The sequence below is a fragment of the Nocardia sp. NPDC049526 genome, from assembly GCF_044465765.1.
GTDB lineage: Bacteria > Actinomycetota > Actinomycetes > Mycobacteriales > Mycobacteriaceae > Nocardia.
Genome location: NZ_JBITMA010000011.1, coordinates 77,008 through 96,699, shown reverse-complemented (window position 1 = coordinate 96,699; position 19,692 = coordinate 77,008). Strand labels below are relative to the sequence as shown.

General features: G+C 66.0%; 17 protein-coding genes. 10 read left to right on the top strand and 7 right to left on the bottom strand.

The window, feature by feature from the left end:
- Nucleotides 1–3: 3 nt before the first annotated feature.
- Both ACIBW7_RS31200 and ACIBW7_RS31195 read left to right on the top strand, forming a co-directional pair.
- Entirely contained in the window at nucleotides 4–309 is a 306-nt protein-coding gene (locus tag ACIBW7_RS31200; protein ID WP_062988334.1) for a DUF1416 domain-containing protein, read from the top strand.
- A gap of 182 nt (nucleotides 310–491) precedes the next feature.
- Nucleotides 492–1,199, top strand: coding sequence for an FABP family protein (locus tag ACIBW7_RS31195; protein WP_063044459.1), 708 nt, complete (start codon nucleotides 492–494; stop codon nucleotides 1,197–1,199).
- Here ACIBW7_RS31195 and ACIBW7_RS31190 read toward each other — a convergent pair.
- From ACIBW7_RS31190 to ACIBW7_RS31160, 7 genes are all read right to left on the bottom strand, one after another.
- Nucleotides 1,196–1,780, bottom strand: a complete 585-nt coding sequence (locus ACIBW7_RS31190) for a Uma2 family endonuclease (protein WP_397052562.1) — start codon at nucleotides 1,778–1,780, stop codon at nucleotides 1,196–1,198. The two genes, ACIBW7_RS31195 and ACIBW7_RS31190, sit on opposite strands and share 4 nt — an antisense overlap.
- Nucleotides 1,781–1,917: 137 nt before the next feature.
- Complete coding sequence (locus tag ACIBW7_RS31185) at nucleotides 1,918–2,355, bottom strand: hypothetical protein (protein ID WP_397052560.1); 438 nt, start codon at nucleotides 2,353–2,355, stop codon at nucleotides 1,918–1,920.
- A gap of 291 nt (nucleotides 2,356–2,646) precedes the next feature.
- Nucleotides 2,647–4,710 carry a thiol reductant ABC exporter subunit CydC gene (cydC, locus tag ACIBW7_RS31180; RefSeq protein WP_397052820.1) on the bottom strand — a complete coding sequence of 688 codons (2,064 nt, stop codon included), beginning with the start codon at nucleotides 4,708–4,710 and terminating at the stop codon, nucleotides 2,647–2,649.
- Between the two features lie 77 nt (nucleotides 4,711–4,787).
- Nucleotides 4,788–6,716 carry an ABC transporter ATP-binding protein/permease gene (locus ACIBW7_RS31175; RefSeq protein WP_397052558.1) on the bottom strand — a complete coding sequence of 643 codons (1,929 nt, stop codon included), beginning with the start codon at nucleotides 6,714–6,716 and terminating at the stop codon, nucleotides 4,788–4,790.
- Between the two features lie 2 nt (nucleotides 6,717–6,718).
- Nucleotides 6,719–7,750 (bottom strand): cytochrome d ubiquinol oxidase subunit II, encoded by a 1,032-nt coding sequence (gene cydB, locus ACIBW7_RS31170; RefSeq protein ID WP_397052556.1) that lies wholly within the window; start codon nucleotides 7,748–7,750, stop codon nucleotides 6,719–6,721.
- A gap of 9 nt (nucleotides 7,751–7,759) precedes the next feature.
- Complete coding sequence (locus ACIBW7_RS31165; RefSeq protein WP_397052554.1) at nucleotides 7,760–9,244, bottom strand: cytochrome ubiquinol oxidase subunit I; 1,485 nt, start codon at nucleotides 9,242–9,244, stop codon at nucleotides 7,760–7,762.
- Between the two features lie 175 nt (nucleotides 9,245–9,419).
- Nucleotides 9,420–10,337, bottom strand: a complete 918-nt coding sequence (locus ACIBW7_RS31160; RefSeq protein WP_397052552.1) for an aminodeoxychorismate lyase — start codon at nucleotides 10,335–10,337, stop codon at nucleotides 9,420–9,422.
- 310 nt (nucleotides 10,338–10,647) lie between these two features.
- Between ACIBW7_RS31160 and ACIBW7_RS31155 the strand changes: the two genes are divergently transcribed.
- From ACIBW7_RS31155 to ACIBW7_RS31120, 8 genes are all read left to right on the top strand, one after another.
- Entirely contained in the window at nucleotides 10,648–11,760 is a 1,113-nt protein-coding gene (locus ACIBW7_RS31155) for a YgfZ/GcvT domain-containing protein (RefSeq protein ID WP_397052550.1), read from the top strand.
- Nucleotides 11,760–12,482 (top strand): MOSC domain-containing protein, encoded by a 723-nt coding sequence (locus ACIBW7_RS31150; protein ID WP_397052548.1) that lies wholly within the window; start codon nucleotides 11,760–11,762, stop codon nucleotides 12,480–12,482. The genes ACIBW7_RS31155 and ACIBW7_RS31150 overlap by 1 nt, the downstream gene beginning before the upstream one ends.
- Nucleotides 12,479–13,423 carry an asparaginase gene (locus ACIBW7_RS31145; RefSeq protein ID WP_397052546.1) on the top strand — a complete coding sequence of 315 codons (945 nt, stop codon included), beginning with the start codon at nucleotides 12,479–12,481 and terminating at the stop codon, nucleotides 13,421–13,423. The genes ACIBW7_RS31150 and ACIBW7_RS31145 overlap by 4 nt, the downstream gene beginning before the upstream one ends.
- 175 nt (nucleotides 13,424–13,598) lie before the next feature.
- On the top strand, nucleotides 13,599–13,811 hold the full coding sequence (locus ACIBW7_RS31140; RefSeq protein ID WP_040686370.1) for a DUF3073 domain-containing protein: 213 nt from the start codon (nucleotides 13,599–13,601) through the stop codon (nucleotides 13,809–13,811).
- Nucleotides 13,812–14,721: 910 nt separating this feature from the next.
- Complete coding sequence (locus ACIBW7_RS31135; protein ID WP_357478799.1) at nucleotides 14,722–15,573, top strand: TIGR02569 family protein; 852 nt, start codon at nucleotides 14,722–14,724, stop codon at nucleotides 15,571–15,573.
- Between the two features lie 295 nt (nucleotides 15,574–15,868).
- Nucleotides 15,869–17,713, top strand: a complete 1,845-nt coding sequence (locus ACIBW7_RS31130) for an SCO2524 family protein (protein WP_397052543.1) — start codon at nucleotides 15,869–15,871, stop codon at nucleotides 17,711–17,713.
- Nucleotides 17,714–17,716: 3 nt separating this feature from the next.
- Nucleotides 17,717–18,628, top strand: a complete 912-nt coding sequence (locus tag ACIBW7_RS31125) for an SCO2523 family variant P-loop protein (RefSeq protein WP_397052541.1) — start codon at nucleotides 17,717–17,719, stop codon at nucleotides 18,626–18,628.
- Between the two features lie 47 nt (nucleotides 18,629–18,675).
- Nucleotides 18,676–19,692 carry an SCO2522 family protein gene (locus ACIBW7_RS31120; RefSeq protein ID WP_040694812.1) on the top strand — a complete coding sequence of 339 codons (1,017 nt, stop codon included), beginning with the start codon at nucleotides 18,676–18,678 and terminating at the stop codon, nucleotides 19,690–19,692.

The following is a 19,692-nucleotide window of genomic DNA, read 5'->3' as shown; positions in this document are numbered from 1 at the left end:
CACATGTGCGCAGCACCTACCCAGGGACAGGCCATTCCGGCCGGAGTCGATGTCGAGAAGGAAACGGTCATCACCGGCCGTGTTCTGAGCACCGACGGTCAGCCGGTCGGCGGCGCGTTCGTGCGCCTGCTCGACGGCAACGGTGACTTCACCGCCGAGGTCGTGGCCTCGGGCACCGGTGATTTCCGCTTCTTCGCGGCACCGGGCGCGTGGACCGTGCGGGCGTTGTCCTCCTCGGGCAACGGCTCGGCCGAGGTTCGGCCGGAGGGCGCGGGCATCCACGCCGTGGATGTGGCAGTCGCCAAGTAGCAATTCCACCGACGGCCCCGTCGTTTCCCGGTAGCTGGGAAGCAACGGGGCCGTTGTGCTGGGCGGGACGCAACTCGTTAGACTCCAGTTGTGGTCCTCTTCTTCGAGATTCTGCTGGTGGCCGTGGCCGTTCTGATCGGCTGGTTCGGCCTGTACGTCTTCTACCGGTTGTTCACCGAATCATGAGTGAACTCGCGAGCGAAGGTTCCAACCCGGCCGAGCGAGCGAGTGAACAACTGAACGGCAACGGCCCGGCTGAGTCGGCGCCGCGCCGCAGTGGCGACGAGGCCGTGGCCGAGGCTGCCGAACGGGCGAAATGGACTGGTGCGCGCAATATTCCGGTGCTACCGGATCTGCCGCTGCCGGAGGACACCGCGAATCTGCGGCTCGGTCCGGATCTGAGTTCATCGATGCTGGCGCTGCTGCCGATGGTCGGCGTGTGGCGCGGTGAGGGTGAGGGCAACGATCCCGCTCGCGGCGACTACCGCTTCGGCCAGCAGATCATCGTCTCGCACGACGGTGGCGACTACCTGGCCTGGGACTCGCGTTCCTGGGTCATCGAATCCGACGGCTCCTACGGCGGCCCGGATCTGCGCGAGAGCGGCTTCTGGCGGGTCGGCATCGACGGTGATGACGAGGTCATCGAACTGCTGTTGACCCACAGCACCGGCATCGTCGAACTCTTCTACGGCACCGCGCTGACCCAGTCCTCCTGGGAATTGGCCACCGATGTCGTCATCCGCAGCCAATCCGGCATCGTTGTCGGCGGAGCCAAACGCCTGTACGGCATCGTCGAAGGTGGTGACCTGGCCTACGTCGAGGAGCGCGTCGTGGCCGACGGCCCCCTCGAACCCCGCCTGTCGGCCCGTTTGCAGCGCTACATCGGTTAGCCGCGCCGCCCGATCGATGTCAGGTCGATGTCGATCGGGAAGGGGACGCTGATTTTCAGGCGGTCGTGGAAGATGCCGACCGAGCCGTAAGTTCTTGTGCCGGGATCGAGTTCGTAAGCGTAGACGACGGCGTCCGCGTCCCGCCGCTCGATTCGCCAGTAATGCGGAATCCCGGCCTTGGCGTATTTGCCTGGCTTGGTCTCGCGGTCGCGCTCCTCGGAGTCCGGGGACACGGCCTCCACAGCGAGGACGAGGTCCTCGGCGAAGTAATACGTCGACGGGTCCTCACGGACGAATGCCTCCGCGGTAACGATAAGAACGTCCGGCTCCGGCATCTGACGCTTGCCGAGCCGCACCGCCATCTCCCGATCAGCCCGCAAGTGCGGCGGGGCCTGCAGATCCAGTTCCCTCAGGAAAAGTGAGATGACTCGACTGTGCCACTTTTCCTGTGGACTCACGCAGATCAGACTCCCGTCGATCAGTTCGGTGTGCTTGGGAAGGCCGCGCAGCTCCAAGAAGTCCTCGACGGTGAATCCACCAGCAGGTGGGATCACCCAGTCAGGCAACGGCTCAACGGTCATTGCCCCAGCGTAGCGCCTGTCGGAGTGGAACTTGACGGAAAGCGACGGCCCATCCGCTGTGTACGCAAGCACCCTCTGTATCGGCTGCACACCCGTTGTACTGGGCGTTCGTCTAGGACAATGGGTGTGCGGGCAAATCAGGTTGGGTGCCAGGTGACGAGGAGTTCGTCGGCGAGGGTTTCCACGGCGAGTTTGGAGCCGTTCACCTCGAGAACGGCGGCGCGGAGGCGGTCGTCGTGCAGGCGGGATTCGGAGACGGCGGCGATGTGGGAGCCGATCAAGTGTGAGTACGGGGGTTCGGAGCCGACGTCGAAGGCGGTGTATTTACCGGATTCGGCTACGTAGTCGATGTATTCGGGTTCGGTGAGCCCGGCGAACGGGTCGCGCCACGGGGTCGATGCGACGAGGAGTTCCTCGCCGTCGGTTCCGGCGTCCAGCAGCAGCACCGAACCGTCGTCGAAGGTCAATTCGATGGGGCCTTCGGTGCGGTCGACATCACTGCCCTGTACGTAGAACATGCGGCGAACCGCCCTGATGCGGCGCCCAACCACTGCCGCGAGACCCTCCGATGGCATCGGCTACCCCTCGTGTCGAACCCGGTCGCCGGACTCTACCGTCCGAGAGAATTGTGCCGAAAAAGGAACGGCCCCCGAGCCATACCCCGCAGGCGGTGAAGCCTGCATGGGTCCCGGTCGGACTAGACCGGTAGCTCGGGGGCCGGGTGGCTGCCTGGAATTCGCTCAGCGCTCGCGCGAACGGAAATCCGTTGCAGCGGTGGCGCTAGCGGACAGCCACCTCACGAGTCCTATGAACATACATTCTTCGAACCACCTCCTTCCTTGTGTACATACGAATCTAGTCAGCGATCAGCGGGTCGGCAACGGAATTTCGCGGGGCGCTGAACCGGTGCGCTCCTCAACTCTTCCAATGGTCGTGACCTGGCCTGATGCATCGATTTGCAGCACCACTTCGGCGCGGTGATCCGATGGCAGCTGATGTGTGACGACGACCACAATTCGGTCGGGTTCGACCAGGCCGCTGCCGATATCGAGTAGTTCGCGCAGCAGTCGCGCGCCCGCCTCGGCCTCGAGATGTTCGGTCGGCTCATCGAGCAGCAGCACCCGTGCGGGCGAAATGAGCGCTCGGGCGAGCAGAATCCGCCGCCGCTGCCCGCCCGAAACCGCAGCCGCACCTGCGACCAGATCCGTGTGCACGCCGTCCGGCAGCGACGCCAGCCAATCCCCGAGACCGACCGCGCACAAAGCCTTCTCGGCCGCTTCGGCGCTGAGATCCCCCCGCGCGACACGCAGGTTCTCGAGCACGGAGGTGCCGAAGATGTGCGCATCCTCGGCAAAGAACGTCACGCCGGGCACGGGCGTACCGAACAGCCCCGCCCACGCCATGAGCAACGTGGTCTTGCCCGCGCCACTCGGTCCGACGACGGCAATCCGCTTTCCTGCCGGACGCTCGGGGAGGTTGCCCGGCAATCGATTTCGTGCGCCGCGGATGTCCGCATCGGTACCCCTGCGGTCGGGTGCCACCGGTGCGCCCTCGGTCGACGAGCCGGCCATGCTGTGCCCGCTGCCCTCGGCTCGTCCGGTGGCATTGCGCAGCAGAGGTTCTCGGGCCGAATCGCTGTGGCGGTTCGTGGCGGAACCGGCGATGGCGTGGTCGGAGCGTTGCTGCGTCATCGGGTCTCGGGTGCTGGTTTCGAGCAGCGGGAGGCGGTGGAGGGCCGCGCGGGCGGTGGTGAGTGCCTGGGCGGCGGCGGGGAGTGGGGCGACTGCTTCGAAGGCTGAGAGGGGGAGCAGGACAAGGATGGTGAGGGCCATGGGGGTCATGGCGGGCGGGTTGGTGCCGTAGACGGCGATGCCGATCAGGAGGGCGCCGAAAAAGCTGGCGCCGATCGAGAGTGGCGTGGCCGCGGCCGCCCAGGCGCTGCGTGCGGCCGCGGAATCCTCCGCGGCGACCGCACGTTGTCCGGCGCGGTCAGCGGCCGCCAGCGCGGCATCCAGCTTGCCCGCGACGCGGAGTTCGGCCGCGTGGTCGAGGACCGTGAGCGCCTGCGCGGTGAATTCGGCCCGGTCGGCGCGCACCGCACGTTCGGCCTCACGGGCGGCCCACCCCGAAAGCCACGGTGCGACGATTCCGGCAATGCCGAGCGACACCGCCAGAATGGCCGCTGCCCCAACCGAAATGGTGGCCATGAGTCCGATCGCGGCCAGCGACAGCACAATCGCGACCGCGATCGGCACGAACACGCGGACGACAACGGCTCCGAGATCGTCGATATCGCTGCCGATTCGAACCAGCAGGTCCCCGCGCCGCAACGACGCAGCACCATCCGCGCTCGTCGAATCCGTCTCGGCGACCGGACGACCCACACCGCCGTCCGAGGTGTCGCGTCGGCCGAACGCAGACACCTCGCCGGCGTCCCGAGCCGATTCGGCAACCGAAACATCCCGGCCGCGCCGAGAACTGAAGCCATCGCTACCACGGGCCGAGCCGGCCGACGCACTATCGCGCCGGAGCCGACGAGACGCCTCGTCGAACTCCTCGGCACGTAAGCCGCCGGAACCATCACCGCCGTCGCCCGGCCCGTCCGAAGCGCCACCTCGCATATCCCGCCGCATCCAGACGTCCGATCGAGCGAGGGTCCGGTAAACGGTTGTCCGAGCCGTCGTCATCGCACGCAGCGCAACATCGTGGGTCGCAAGGCGTTCCAGATATCGGCACAACCCACGGGAGATACCCAACGCCCGGACCGCGACAACAGCAACGCTCAGATCGAGCACCGGAGGCATCTCCCAGGCACGTGCGATCAACCACGCCGCCAACGCCGCAAGCCCGAGACCGCTGCCCAGCGCCAACACACCCCACCCGATCGCCACGGCAACTCGCCACGGCGACAACTCGAGCAGACCCCACATCCGCCGCAGATCCGCTACTACTCCGCGGCCACCGCGACGCGCCGTTGTCCTTGGCACCGAAGTGTCTCCCGCGCGGTTCATGAGGCGACTGCCTCGGGAGCGGTGGAGTGGACGGGGATTACGTGGTCGGCAGCGGCGAGGACTGTTGGGCGGTGGGCTATGACGATTACGGTTGCGCCGGCGCGCGCTCGCTGCTGTAGGGCGTTGAGGACGGTGGCTTCGGCGGCGGGGTCCAGGTGCGCGGTCGGTTCGTCCAAAAGGAGGATGGGGCGGTCGGCGGCGAGCACTCTGGTGAGGGCCAGGCGTTGGCGCTGGCCGAGGGAGAGGCCGATGCCGCCTGCGCCGACGATCGTGTTCCAGCCGTCGGGGAGTTCGTCGAGTACTGCGTCGAATCCGGTTGCGATGCAGGCGGCTTCGAGTTCGTCGAGCACGCGTGCCGCGCCCTTCACAGTCGTGTCGGGTGTGCGCGCGCCGAGTAGTTCGAGATTCTCGCGCAGTGTTCCCGGGACCAGGACCGGACGTTGCGGCAGCCAGGCGACACGGGACCACCAGAGCTCCTGATCCAGCTCACCTACGTCGGTGCCGTCGATCCTCACCGAGCCACACTCCGGTGTGATCAAACCCAAGATTGCTTGCAGTGCAGTCGATTTCCCGCTCCCGTTAGGCCCGGTCAGTACGGTCACCAACCCCGGCCGGAACGCCGCCGTCAGCCCGGCGGGCGCAAACCCGTCCCGGGCGCGTATCGAGAGATCACATATCTCGATGAGGCCCCGGCCATCTCCAACGACTTCGGGCCTCGCCTCGGCGGGAATGCCAATCGATGCCACTGAACCGAGTTCGCTGATATCCCAACCGTTGTCCCCGCCGATATCCCCGTGATGGGAGCCGACGGGGGCCACCGGATCAACGTCATTCGGACTCGAAGCCGGTCGGACGGCACCTGCCCCACTAGTGCCGGAGACCGCCCGGTCACGTCCAGCCGCCGGACAATCGGCACCCGGTCCGGCCTGGCCGCGCGTAACCTCAGCAGGCTCCAGAACAGCAAAGGCCTTGTCCGCAGCCGCCATTCCATCCTGCGCCGCATGAAAACGCTCCCCCACCATCCGCAGCGGCAGATACACCTCCGGCGCGAGAATCAACGCAACCAGCCCGGCATAGAGACTCATCTCCCCGTATACGAGCCGCAGACCGATGGATACCGCGATCAACGCGACGCTCAACGTGGCAAGCATCTCGAGCACCATCGACGACAGGAACGCGATCCGAAGCGCACGCATAGTGCGCTGCCGCAACGCATCCCCGAGCGCATGCACACGGTGTTCCATCGAACCCGTCCGCCCCGCGCTTCCCTCCCGCCCCAACGCCCGCAACGTCGGCATCCCGGCGAAGAGATCGAGCAGTTGATCCGACAGCCGTGTGGTCGCGACGAGCGTGGCCGCCGCCCGGCCCTGCGTGAGCAGACCGATGAGCACCATGAACACCGGAATCAACGGCAGCGTTACCACGGCGATGAGACCGGAGATCGGATCATGGAACCCGATGACCACCAGGACAATCGGCGGCACCAGGCAAGCAAGGAGCAGCGCGGGCAGATACCCGGTGAGATACGCCCGCAGCCCGGTCAGCCCGGTACTCACGACAACCGCCAATTCGGTTCGCCGAGTTTCGAGTTCGCGCGGCGGCAGCTGAGCCCCGGCGGCAAGCGCCGCGGTTTCCAGCTCCGCGACCACCGCGGCCCCCGCCCGATGCGCGATCCGCGACTGGACCCAGGTGGCGAGCACCCGACAGCCGATGGCGACCACGAGCACCAGCAACTCGAATGTCCACGCCCCGAAGCTGCGCCGACCGGGATCGGTGACGACCCCGGCCAGCACCTTCGCCAGTGCGACCGCCGTGACCACGATCGAACCCGTGATCACCACGGACAGCGCCACACTCAGCACCAGATAGCGGCGGGCCGAGCGCGCGTACGTCCACAACCGCGGGTCGACGGGCGGACGAGCCATGATCAGTCCTTGACCGCTTCCAACGGCAGCCCGACCGGCGCGGGAATCTGCTCGACCGTAATCCGTTTGCGGAACACCCAGTACGTCCAACCCTGATAGCCCAGCACCACGGGCGTGACGACCACGGCCGCCCAGCTCATCACCTTCAGCGTGTACGGCGTCGAGGAGGCATTGTCGATGGTCAGGCTGAACATGTCGCTGATGGTGGACGGCAGCACATTCGGATACAGCGACCCGAACAGCAGCACCGTGGCCGCCGCGGTGGTGACCGCCGTGCCGACGAACGCCCACCCGTCGCGGTCGGCGAAACTCGCCGCGCCCGCGAGCAGCAGCCCGATTACCGCCAGCGCCAACGGAATCCAGGTCCATCCGGTTCCGTAGGCCAACTGCGTCCACACCCCGAACACACCGACCACGATCGCGGTCGGCGCCAGCAACAATCGCACCGTCTTCGCCGCATCGTCGCGCACCTCGCCGCCGGTCTTCAGGACCAGGAAGACCGCGCCGTGCAGCGCGAACAGCAGTCCGGTCGCGAGTCCGCCGAGCAATGCATACGGCCCGAGCAGATCCCACACCGAGCCGGCGATGTGCTTCTTCTCGTTCAGCGGCACCCCGCGCACCACATTGGCGAATATCCAGCCCCATGCCAATGCCGGTACCCAGGAACCGATTCCGATCGCGGCATCGCACCACGCCCGCCACCGCGCATCGTCGATCTTGCTGCGGTATTCGATGGCGCAGACCCGCACGATCAGCGCGACCAGCACCAGCAGCAGCGCTATGTAGAAACCGGAGAACAGGCTCGCGTACCACTCCGGAAAGGCCGCGAACATCGCACCGCCCGCGGTCAGCAACCAGACCTCGTTGCCGTCCCACACCGGCCCGATCGTATTGAGCACCACCCGCCTTCGGGTATCGCTGCCCTTGCCGAGGATCGGCATCAGCATGCCGACCCCGAAGTCGAAGCCCTCCAGCACGAAGTAACCGGTGAACAAGACGCCGATCAGCAGAAACCAGAACTGTTGCAGATTCATCGTCGGCTCCTAATACGCGAACGAAAGCTGTTCGACGGCAGGTTCTTCGGCCCGATGACGACTGCCCGTATCGTCTGGCCCGCCGGTCGGAATCGTCGCGGGCTCGGGTCCCGCGACCGTGTACCGCCGCATCAGGTAGAACCACACCACCGCGAGCGCGCCGTACAGCAGGGTGAACACCACGAGCGAGGTGATCACCGTGCCCGCGACGTGGTCGGAGACGCCCTGCTGCACCACCAGCCGCAGACTCTGGTCACCGGTCGGATTCGGCGCGACAACCCAGGGCTGCCTACCCATTTCGGTGAAGACCCAGCCCGCGCTGTTGGCCAGGAACGGGGTCGGGATGGCGATCAGGCACAGCCACGAGTACCAGCGCTTATCGGTGATCCGGCCACCGCGGGTCAGCCAGAGGCCGACCAACCAGAGCAGGATCGCGCCGGCCGACAGACCGATCATGGCGCGGAAGGACCAGTACGTGACGAACAGATTGGGCCGATAGTCGCCGGGCCCGAACTTCGCGTTGTACGCGTGCTGCAGATCGGTGACGCCCTCCAGGGTGACGTCGCTGAACTTTCCCTTGGCCAAATACGGCAACACATAGGGCACCTCGAGCACGTGCGTCACGCTGTCGCAATTGTTGTGCGTGCCGATGGTCAGCACCGAGAAGTCCGGATCGGTTGCGGTATTGCACAGCGATTCCGCCGAAGCCATTTTCATCGGCTGCTGTTCGAACATCAGCTTGCCCTGCACATCGCCGGTGAAGAACAGCGCGACACCGGCAATGACGATCACCCACAGGCCACCGCGTCCGCCGGAGCGCCACATCGTTTGCGCCTCAGCGACTTTGGTCTCGTCACCGCTGCGCGCGTTGCGCACCATCCACCAGCCACAGATGCCGACCACAAAAGTTCCCGAGGTCAGGAATGCTCCGGCCACCACGTGCGGAAATGCCGCCAGCGTCGTGTTGTTGGTGAGCACCGTCCAGATGCTGGTGAGTTCGGCACGCCCGCGCTCCGGGTTGTATTTGGCGCCGACCGGATGCTGCATGAACGAATTGGCCGCGACGATGAAGTACGCGGAGGCATTCACCCCGATCGCGACAAACCAAATCGTCGCCAGGTGCACCATTTTCGGCAGCCGGGTCCAACCGAAGATCCACAGGCCGAGGAAGGTCGATTCCAGGAAGAACGCGACGAGCGCCTCCAGCGCGAGCGGTGCGCCGAAGACGTCACCGACGAAGCGGGAGTATTCGCTCCAGTTCATGCCGAACTGGAATTCCTGCACGATGCCGGTCGCGACACCGAGCGCGAAATTGATCAGGAACAGCTTGCCGAAGAATTTGGTCAGCCGGTACCAGTGCTCTTTGCCGGTAATCACCCAGGCGGTCTGCATACCCGCCACGAGCGGGGCCAGACCGATCGTCAGTGGTACGAAGACGAAGTGATAGACGGTCGTGATGCCGAACTGCCAACGCGATAAGTCCAGGACGCTCAAAACCGACCTCCCGCCGATCTACGACATTACGTAGTAAGAGTACGCCCGGGAAAGGGTCCATCAAGGAGTGCTACGCCACGACACCCCGGCGCAACCGACCCTCAACGACCCGTTTTCCAAGCTCGCCGAGTACTCCTACACGCTGTAGTAGGACGAAGATCACGGCCCGGCGAACTCACCAATCGCCGATTGCCCCGGCCCGCTCCACTCCTCGGTCCACCAAGTCGATGATTTCGGCCGCATTGTCCGGCGCCATCATGCGCAATCCGTCCAGTGAATTCACCCTCGCGGCGAGCGTGATACTCGACAGCAGCCAAATGCTGTCGCAGGTCAACAGGTCGGCGGTGAACAACGAGTCGTAGCTGCACTTCCACCCGGCCTTCTCGGCCTCGGCGAACAGCGCGCGCTGGGTAACCCCCGGCAGTACGCCGTTCTTCGCGGGCGGGGTGATGAACTGCTTATCGCGCACGATCACCACCGACGAGCGCGGCCCCTCCAGCACCCGGTTCTCGGTACTGGTGAAGATCACGTCATCGGCGCCCATCCGCTGCGCAAACCGCAGCGCCGCCATATTGGTGGCATAGGAGAGCGTCTTCGCACCCAGCAGTTGCCACGGCGCGGCCTGGGCCAGGTCGACCGAGATCCCACGCGATAGCGACACCACCGCGACGCCATCGGTGCGCGCCTTCTGCACCCGCTCGGGCACCGGCAGCACCAGTACATAGGAGGTCGGCACCGGCACCGCGGCCGCGAGATCACCCGAGGTGACGCTGGACGGGGCCGACAGCTCGGTATCGCGCCCACGGGTGAGGACCAGCCGCATCAGGCCCTCGCGGTCGGTCCCCCATTCCTTCGTCGCCGTCTCGACCGCGTCTCGCCATTTCCCCAGCTCGGGCTCGGGTAGATCGAGCGCCTGCGCCGAACGACGCAGTCGGCCTAGATGAAATTCGATCGCGCACGCGTCACCGGCACGAACCAAAACCGACTCGAAGACACCGTCACCGCGCAGTACGCCGATGTCGTCGGCAAACAACAACGGCGCGTCCGGATCATGGACGGCGCCGTCGAGTGTTACAAGAACTCGATCCACCATGGGTCGAGCGTAGGCGCTGTTCGTTGACCGCGCCTAGGACTGTGTTGGATTGGCAACGCCTGCGGCGCTGCGTGTTCGCGGCCCCCTTCTGTCTCGCGGCTGACCCTTTCGAGCGACCTGCAAGCAGTCGCTAGCGGCGCGGCCGAGACTCGCGACTTCGTCGCATGCGCTTGGGCCACTCGGAAGCGAGACGGGCCGCGAACGTCGCTCGTAAAACTCGCTCCGTCGTGGTTGCCGAGCAACGCACGTCCCGCACTACTCAATAGGCCGCTGAAAGCGAGCAATCGGGTTCGCGCTTAGAGTGGTTTACGTGTCCGTGGTCGTAGCACCCAGTCCTATCCTCGCTGTCCCGGGCGCCGTCGCGGGAGCGGCCGGTTCACCGGACGCCGCCGTCGCCTGGCATTACGGGGATCCCTTCCGAGAACAGCGCGCCGCCGCGGAGCGGGTGGCGATCGTCGACCGGTCGCATCGCTTCGTCCTGAAAATCACCGGGGCAGAGCGGCTGACCTGGTTGCACACCATCAGCAGCCAGCACATCGCGAGCCTCGGTGACGGCCGGTCCGCCGAGAACTTGGACCTCGATCTGAACGGCCGGGTGCTGCACCATTTCGTGCTCACCGAGCTGGATGCCACGGTGTGGATCGACACCGAAGGCGAGCACGGACCGGCGCTGCTGGAGTTCCTGGCGAAGATGGTCTTCTGGGCCGATGCCAAACCGGTCGAGGCCGATCATGCGGTGCTGAGCCTGCTCGGCCCGCGCACCACCGAGTTGACCGAAGCGCTCGGCATTTCCACCCTCCCGGACACCTACGAAGCAGTCCCGCTGCCCGACGGCGGTTTCCTGCGCCGCATGCCGTGGCCAACCGCGGACTCCTTCGACCTGGTCATCCCACGTGAGCAACTCACCGACCGCTGGACTCACCTCACCTCCGCCGGCGCCGAACCCGCGGGCATGTGGGCCTTCGAGGCACTGCGCGTCGCGGCACTGCGCCCCCGGATCGGACTCGATACCGACGAACGGACCATCCCGCACGAGGCCCGCTGGATCGGCGGCATCGCCGAACACGGTGCGGTGCACCTGGACAAGGGCTGCTATCGCGGCCAGGAGACGGTGGCCCGGGTGCACAACCTCGGCAAGCCGCCGCGCCACCTGGTGCTGCTGCATCTCGACGGCTCGGCCGACGACCGTCCGACCACCGGCGAGGAGGTCACCGCAGGCGGCCGTGCTGTCGGCCGAATCGGCACCGTCATCGACCACTACGAATTCGGTCCCGTCGCACTGGCTTTGATCAAACGCACCATCCCGGCCGATACCGAACTGGTCGCGGGCCCGACCGCCGCCGCAATCGATCCGGATTCGGTCCCCGCCGACGACGCACCCCAGGCGGGTCGGATCGCCGTCGACCGGTTGCGTGGCCGTTGATGCACCCTGATAGCGCTCGGGTGCTTGCCGTGTGCGTCGTCCATGCCGAACTGGAGGTGCCGACCCGCGTCGGCCGGACGGCCATCGACAAGCGGCCTGTTCCCCATCGCGTCGCCGCGCGGGCCCACGGTCTCGACGGCGATTATGTGTGCGACACCAAGAATCACGGCGGCGTACATCAGGCCGTCTACGCCTACGCCGAGGAAGACGCGCGGCGCTGGGGCGAGGAACTCGGCCGCGAACTACCCGCGGGTTGGTTCGGCGAGAATCTGCGCATCACCGGGCTCCCGGTCAGCGATGCGGTGATCGGTGCGCACTGGACCATCGGGGACACCCTGCTCGAGGTGAGCGCGCCCCGTGTGCCGTGCTCGACCTTCCAGCACTGGTCCGGCGAGTCCCACTGGGTCAAGCGATTCACATTGCAGAGCGATACCGGCGCCTACCTGCGCGTACTCACCGAGGGCACGATCGGCGCGGGCGACGAGGTCCGCATCGTGCACACGCCCGACCACGGCATCACCGTCCGCGACCTGTTCACCGGCAACGATCCCGATCTTCTCGCGATTCTGCTCGCGACCGAACCGACCATCTCCGATGATGTGCGGATGCAGATCGAGCGTCACGGCCGCCGCCACGCCAATGCCACCCGTGCCCGCGAGCAGCGAGTCGATGTGGCGGGCGCGGGCGAGCAGCGGGCCGAACCGGCAGGAGCCGAGCTATGACCGTCGAACTGGTCGAGGTCGTCCGCTCCGGCTTCCGCGAATGCGTGCACAGCGGTTCGGTGGTGATCCTCGGCACCGACGGCGAACCGACCCTCGCGCTCGGCGAGGTGCACATCCCGATCTTCCCGCGTTCCACCAATAAGCCCATGCAGGCGGTCACCTTGCTGCGCAACGGCTTCGAACCGCTCGACGACGCCGAGCTGGCCATCGCGACCGCATCGCACTACGGCGAACCGGATCACGTCGCCCTGGTCGAGCGCCTGCTCGACCGGTTCGGCTTCGACGAGAAGTCCCTCGAATGCCCGCCCGACCTACCGCAGGAGGAGCGCGCGCGGGCCGAGGCGCTACCCGAACCCCGCCGCGTGTACATGAACTGCTCCGGTAAGCACGCGGCCATGCTCGCCACCTGCGCCGTCAACGGCTGGCCCACCGAGGGCTACCTGGACCAGGCACATCCGCTGCAACAAGCGGTGATCGCCACCATCACCGAGCTCACCGGTGAACCCGAGACCGACCTCGGCATCGATGGCTGCGGACTACCGATCATCCCGGTCTCACTGGTGAATCTGGCCCGTGCGTTCGCGGCCATGGCTACCGCCGCGCCCGGCTCGCCGCAGCGGCGCGTCGCCGATGCGATTCGCGCCAATCCGCGAGTGATTTCCGGCACGAACGGACCCGATTTACTGACCATGCAGGCCACCCCCGGCCTGGTCTGCAAGATCGGCGCGGACGGTGTGCACGCGGGTGCGCTACCGGACGGAACGGCCTTCGCATACAAGATCGCCGATGGTCACGACCGTGCGCGAATCCCCCTGACGCTGGCCATTCTGCATCGCATGGGCGTCGAGTGGACCGCCGCGCACGCCGAACTCGCTGCGCCGCCGGTGCTCGGCGGCGGTGCCAGGGTCGGGGTCATCCGAGCGATTCCCGGGGTCGTCTGAGGGGCCGGCCCGACGGCGACAACCGGGCAAACGGCGCCACTTCCGGAGTTCTTCCCCCACTCCTGGAAGCGCGACCGCCTGACACACGCTAAAGTGTCTGTCAGGAAGAGTATTAATTCGAACGGGGCCGCCAACAAACCCCAGGCCGCCCCGCAGTGACGCGAGGGGGTCAGCCATGGGCCGTGGCCGGGCTAAGGCAAAGCAGACCAAAGTCGCACGCGAGCTGAAGTACAGCTCCGCGCCGACTGACTTCGCGAGCCTTCAGCGCGAGCTTTCGGGTAGCCCCACCTCCCAGCGGAGTGGTGGTGTGCTGTCCGATGAGCACGACGCGGACGAATCCTCATCCCGCTGGGACGAGGACGACGACTACAAAGACTGGCGCCGCTGACTCGGTAGACGACGAAGGGGGAGGCCGACGGGCCTCCCCCTTCACCCGTTGACGCCGCGTGACCGGACTAACCATTCGAGGCTTGCACAGCAACAGCGTCCCGCATCCGACGATGCGGGACGCTGTTGTGAATTTCCGTGCGTGACAAACGAAACCACAACCCGCGAGCCTTACGAGCAACCCGTTCGCGGCCCATCTCGCACCCGAGCCGTCCAAGCGCATGCGACGCAGGCGTCGGACTCGACCATCCGTCGAGCGTGCACCGGTGACCAAACGATCCGCCATCGGCGACCACCACGGAGCGAGTCTTACGAGCGACCCGTTCGCGGCCCATCTCGCACCCGAGCCGTCCAAGCGCATGCGACGCAGGCGTCGGACTCGACCATCCGTCGAGCGTGCACCGGTGACCAAACGATCCGCCATCGGCGACCACCACGGAGCGAGTCTTACGAGCGACCCGTTCGCGGCCCATCTCGCACCCGAGCCGTCCAAGCGCATGCGACGCAGGCGTCGGACTCGACCATCCGTCGAGCGTGCACCGGTGACCAAACGATCCGCCATCGGCGACCACCACGGAGCGAGTCTTACGAGCGACCCGTTCGCGGCCCGTCTCGCACCCGAGCCGTCCAAGCGCATGCGACGCAGGCGTCGGACTCGACCATCCGTCGAGCGTGCACCGGTGGCCAAACGATCCGCCATCGGCGACCACCACGGAGCGAGTCTTACGAGCGACCGTTCGCGGCCCGTCTCGCGTCCGAGTCGTCGAAGCGCATGCGACGAAGTCGCGAGTCTCGACGACTCGGACGCGAGACACCAGGGGGCCGCGAACCCGCAGCGCCGAAGGCGCTGCCAAAAACAGAGCCACGGCGCGCCGCAGGCGGGCCAAATTCAACACAGGTACCGTACGGCCGTGACTTCTGTGGAACCCCCCGAGCACGTGCGCGCCACGTTCGGTCTGCGCGAAGTGACCCCGGTTTCGCTGGGAGACTGGGACGGCGGCTGGCGGCTCGGTGACGTGGTGCTGAGCCCGATCGCCGATCATGCCAGGGCGGCATGGTCGGCGAAGGTTCGCGAAACCCTGAAGGTGGACGGCCTACGCCTGGCCCGCCCCGTGCGCGCCACCGATGGCCGCTACGTGGTTTCCGGTTGGCGCGCCGATACCTACCTGGAGGGTGTACCCGAGCCACGTTACGACGAGGTCGTCTCGGTATCACTGCGACTACACAAGGCCACGGCGGAGCTCGAACGACCACGGTTCCTGGTGCAGCCGCCGGTCGCCCCCTGGGTCGATGTCGACGTCTTCGTCGCCGCCGACCGCGCCGCCTGGGAGGCGGTACCGCTGCGAAGTCTGCGCGCCGGTGGCATCACCCCGGCAACCTCCCCCGACGGCCAACGCAGCATGGAACTGATCGGCCAACTCGCCACACTGCGCAAACCGGTCCAAACCCCCGCGCAACTGGTGCACGGGGACCTGTTCGGCACGGTACTTTTCGCCGGAGTCTTCACCCCCGGCCTCACCGACATCACCCCGTACTGGCGTCCGGCGGCGTGGGCTGCCGGTGTCATCGTCGTCGACGCACTCGCCTGGGGCGGCGCCGACGACGGCCTGCTCGATCGCTGGTCCGATTTACCCGAGTGGCCGCAGATGTTGTTGCGAGCGGTCATGTTTCGGCTTGCTGTACATGCGCTGCACCCCCGCTCGACCCCCGAGGCGTTTCCCGGATTGGCGCGGACCGCCGACATGGTTCGCCTGATGCTCTGAGTTTCGTCCCAACCGCGCGATCGCCTGGTTACCCGATCTGCGCCGTGCGCTGCATCGGTTGCTCTATGCTCGGACAACCGCCTCAGGCGGCGTTGTTTTACCTGCTTTTCGGGCCACCGGGATGCTGTGTGGTTGCCCGTGCTCGGACGGCCCCGCGACCGGTTCCGATGATGCCGGAATGGAACCGGATCGGACCCTCGTGGAGCCAGCGTAAGCGTTGTGCCCGTGCTAATTTGACGTTCGTGGACGCGGTGAGGAGCGGCGCGCCTGCGACTTGGGGTGAGGACGGCAGCAGGTGAGAATCCAACCGAGGCAACAGATTCTGGACGTGTGGCGCGCCATGCTCGCCGCGTGCTGGGATGGCAGGGACTGGCGCTGGGGCGGTCGGATGGACGCCAACTCTATCAGCGATTCCGAACAGTTGCTCTGCCTGCTGTATCCGGCCACCGAGATCGATATCTTCGCACTGGACAATCCGGATCGCATGGAGGACGACGTCAGTTCGGTCCTCGAGCCGCTCGGCGGTCCGAAGCAGATCGGCAGTTTCGTGGTCTGGCTGCTCGAGCGCTACATCGAGCAGAACACCCGTAGCGACGGGCAGCCGAACTTCTCCGCGGGCAGCTATCTGCGCTCCGCCGATGAGCGCGAACCCAATGCGGCGCAGCGCGGCATCGAGGTCGTCGACTCCTATTCGATGTCGCTGACCGTCTGTATGGCGGGCCTGCGCTTTCTGCGCGCCTTCCGCGGTTGGGCGCGACCGGGGGAGCTGACAGAGCGGATCGATATTCTTTCCGGGCAGCTCAGTGCGCGGCTCACCGCGGCGATGACCGGACTGGTCCGCAGTTTCGTCGTCAATACCGTTAAGCCGAAATCCCCTGAGGGACAGGCGATTCTGGGGATGCTGAACCAGACCGGCGAACCCGAGCAGGCCATGGTCGACGGTGTGCGGCGCAGTCTGGAACGGGTACGCGCGCGGTTGCGCAGTGACGTCACCCTGGGCCAGGAGAAATCGGTCAGGGAGCTCGAGGACGAGAATCTGCTGTTCGAATGCGGGTGGAGTTGGGGTGTGGTCAACGACGCCACCGAGGTCGACTTCGTCGAGGCGCGGATAGCGAGTCAAAAGGGCATCGCCGATCCGCGCCCGTACCTCTATTTCACGGTCGTCGCGCTGGACGGCATCAACGACCTGGTCTCTCCGCGCACCGGTGAGCTCGGTCTGCTCGACGAGAAACAGCACCGGCTTGCCCAGGCCCTGCGTACCCGCTGGGAGTTGACCCAGCGCTACTGGTCGACGGTCGCGCGATTCGGCTCCGGCAGTTGGCCGCTGGAGGACATTCCGTGGCGCACTTCCGACGACGAGCAGTCGGACTACTTCAGTCTCATCGTGTCCGCCGTGCTGATCCAGGATCTGGTCGCGCGCACCGCCTCCGATGACGACTTGACAAGGGCCGTGGCCATTTTCGACGAATTGGCCGGACGAGGCCGGATCATTCGCCGGACCATGCGCGAGGACCCTGCGGTCGCGCTGCACACTCCCGGCGTGCGACTGACCCTGCAGGGCAGTCAGTCCGTCGATGGCGGACCGACGCTGCAGTGGGAGGTTTCGGACTTCTCGGCGGTGCTGCTCAAGCGAATGCTGCAGGCGGCCAGGCTGTCCAACAATGTCGCGGCCCGCGACAAGCTGATGGAATTGGCCAAATCGGTGATGGAACATCTGGATCGGCGCATGCTGCGGGCCGGTGCGCCCGGACTGTGGGACGATCCGGCGGGCGCGTTCGGGGAGAACGGCGATGCCGAGGTGACCAGGCCGTCCTGGTACATGACCGAACGCGTCGTCGAATGTCTGGTGGCCGCTGACCGCACCTATCGTGAACCGCCGCCCAACTGGCCGGATCTGCAGGACGTCGCGCGGGTCATGCTGAATACCGCCGAGCATCGATTCGATCAGGAGATGCTCGGCGTGAGCATCGATGACACCTCGGGCAACCGGGCCGCGCTCGATCGCGTGGAGGACCATATCGATCAGGCCAGACGGTTGGTGCGCGAGGATTCCGCCACCACCTTCGTGCACGCCCTCGACGCACTGCGTGAACTCGACCGGCTGGCCGCCGCCCGCCGCGACGCGACAAGGAACCCCTAGCGCATGATCGTGTTCGCGACCTCCGACAAGGGCGGCACCGGCCGCTCGGTGACCAGCTGCAATCTCGCCTATCGGATGTGTGTGCGGGGTAAGCGGGTCGCCTATCTGGATTTCGATTTCGGTTCCCCTACCGCGGGTGCGCTTTTCGAGATCAGCGGTGTGGAGCGAGGCATCACCGGTGGCGACGGCCTGCATTCCTATTTGCTCGGCCGTGGCGTCGCCACTCGAATCGACGTGCGGGACAATACCGATCGTCGCGAATTGCGCAAGATGCGCACGCGAACCGGCAAGCTGTTCCTGTTGCCCGGTGATGCCGGTGGCGCGGAGTTCACCAAAATCGATGACCGCACCCTGGACAACTGCGCCCAGTTGCTGCTCGCACTCGATCAGGACTTCGACGTGTGCATTGTCGATCTCAGCGCGGGGCGCTCGGTGGCGATGGAAATCGCGCTCAAGGCAACGGCTTTGCCGCAGCTGGCCGCGCGAACGGTGCGCTGGTTGGTATTTCATCGCTGGACCCGTCAGCACATCATCGCCGCCCACGGTCTGGTGCGCGGACAGTACGGGATCCTCGATTGCGGTGCGGGCGCGGGCCACGATCCCGAGGTGCTGCTGGACAACATCAGGTACGTGCGCACCGCGGTGCCGCAATTGAACGAGGCGACCGACTCCCCGGGGCCGCAGGCGGCTTGGTTGCACCAGCAGGACTCCATGTTGAGGCGGCTGGCATCGACGAACAAGGTCGGTGCGAGCGCGATGCTCGGCGAGACCCCGGTCGAGCCGGTATTGCAATGGCGTGAACAGCTGATTCTGGACATCGACGTGCAGAAGGAAATTGCCAACCAGGCAACCGTCGAGGCCTTCGACACGCTCGCCGATCGCGTGCTCGATCCCGCGACCTGGCGCCGGATCTGAATCGACCGAACTCGAGAACACCGTCGGAGGAAAGGGATTTCGAGCACATGGAGCATGCCGCAGGCTACAGCGAGGCCACCGAGCACCCGCGCGTCGCCAAGGTGCCGCTGTCCCATGTGTCGATCGAGGTCGGACATTTCTATATGCACGATCTGGCCAATGGCGAGGAGAAGATTCGCACGCAGTTTCGTCGGATCGTACCGCTGGTCACGGCATTCACCGAGGCCGCGAAAATCGAATTCGGTCCGCGCGCCAGGGTGAGCACCTGCTTTCTGGTCGACGACTATTTCCGGTCCGATACCAATCCCGGCGAAATCCTCGACAAATTGCTGCGCAATGCCGACGAATGTGGTTTGAGCATCGACTATTTGGCGCGCGAGGCGGGTTGCTGGGAGGTTCCGGCCGCCGAATACGGCGCGGTGAGCGCGCCGCGTATCGAACTGGCCGAGTTGGTCCGCGCCCGCATCGTGGCCGAACCGCCCGAGGGCGCGAACGGCCGCAGACCGCCTACCGCGGAATCCGGCTGGCTGTGCAATGGCCGACGCGCCTCCGATGATCCCTCGGAGCAGGCCATGCACGACGAGCCGTACGAACCGGCCGAGGAGTTCGGACGGCGCGAGCATTCGATTTTCCTCGATGTCGAAATGTGGAGCAAACAGACCCGAAAGGTGAACGGGCGCAAGGAAGTCTTCACCAAATGGTCCTGCCCGTATCTGGCCTCCATCTGGCAGTTGCTGCGACTGGGCATGCTGCGTTTCGACGGTATGCCGGTGGTCGAGCCACAGCCGTGGGAGGCGGGCATGCCGTGGCCGAGCAGTTGGTGGGAGATGCCCGCGGTGGTCCAGCTGAATCCGCGGGCCAAACCTTTTGCCGCATATCGGTCACTTTCGCTGCTGCCGCAGCGATATCTGGGTATCGAGCACGCGGTGCGGGTAATACTCGATCACATCCAACTCGACGACGAAGTGGTGGATCAGATCGTCGCCAGGGGCAACGAGGAGGGTATCGACGTATCGCGCAAGGTGACCGAACGCCTCACCCATTTCCTGCTGGACGGATCCTGA

Bases quoted from the DNA above. Each gene is read 5' to 3' on its own strand.
- ACIBW7_RS31200 (WP_062988334.1), top strand. From the start codon at position 4: ATGTGCGCAGCACCTACCCAGGGACAGGCCATTCCGGCCGGAGTCGAT.
- ACIBW7_RS31195 (WP_063044459.1), top strand. From the start codon at position 492: ATGAGTGAACTCGCGAGCGAAGGTTCCAACCCGGCCGAGCGAGCGAGT.
- ACIBW7_RS31190 (WP_397052562.1), bottom strand. From the start codon at position 1,780: ATGACCGTTGAGCCGTTGCCTGACTGGGTGATCCCACCTGCTGGTGGA.
- ACIBW7_RS31185 (WP_397052560.1), bottom strand. From the start codon at position 2,355: ATGCCATCGGAGGGTCTCGCGGCAGTGGTTGGGCGCCGCATCAGGGCG.
- cydC (WP_397052820.1), bottom strand. From the start codon at position 4,710: ATGTGGGGTCTGCTCGAGTTGTCGCCGTGGCGAGTTGCCGTGGCGATC.
- ACIBW7_RS31175 (WP_397052558.1), bottom strand. From the start codon at position 6,716: ATGGCTCGTCCGCCCGTCGACCCGCGGTTGTGGACGTACGCGCGCTCG.
- cydB (WP_397052556.1), bottom strand. From the start codon at position 7,750: ATGAATCTGCAACAGTTCTGGTTTCTGCTGATCGGCGTCTTGTTCACC.
- ACIBW7_RS31160 (WP_397052552.1), bottom strand. From the start codon at position 10,337: ATGGTGGATCGAGTTCTTGTAACACTCGACGGCGCCGTCCATGATCCG.
- ACIBW7_RS31150 (WP_397052548.1), top strand. From the start codon at position 11,760: ATGCACCCTGATAGCGCTCGGGTGCTTGCCGTGTGCGTCGTCCATGCC.
- ACIBW7_RS31145 (WP_397052546.1), top strand. From the start codon at position 12,479: ATGACCGTCGAACTGGTCGAGGTCGTCCGCTCCGGCTTCCGCGAATGC.
- ACIBW7_RS31140 (WP_040686370.1), top strand. From the start codon at position 13,599: ATGGGCCGTGGCCGGGCTAAGGCAAAGCAGACCAAAGTCGCACGCGAG.
- ACIBW7_RS31125 (WP_397052541.1), top strand. From the start codon at position 17,717: ATGATCGTGTTCGCGACCTCCGACAAGGGCGGCACCGGCCGCTCGGTG.
- ACIBW7_RS31120 (WP_040694812.1), top strand. From the start codon at position 18,676: ATGGAGCATGCCGCAGGCTACAGCGAGGCCACCGAGCACCCGCGCGTC.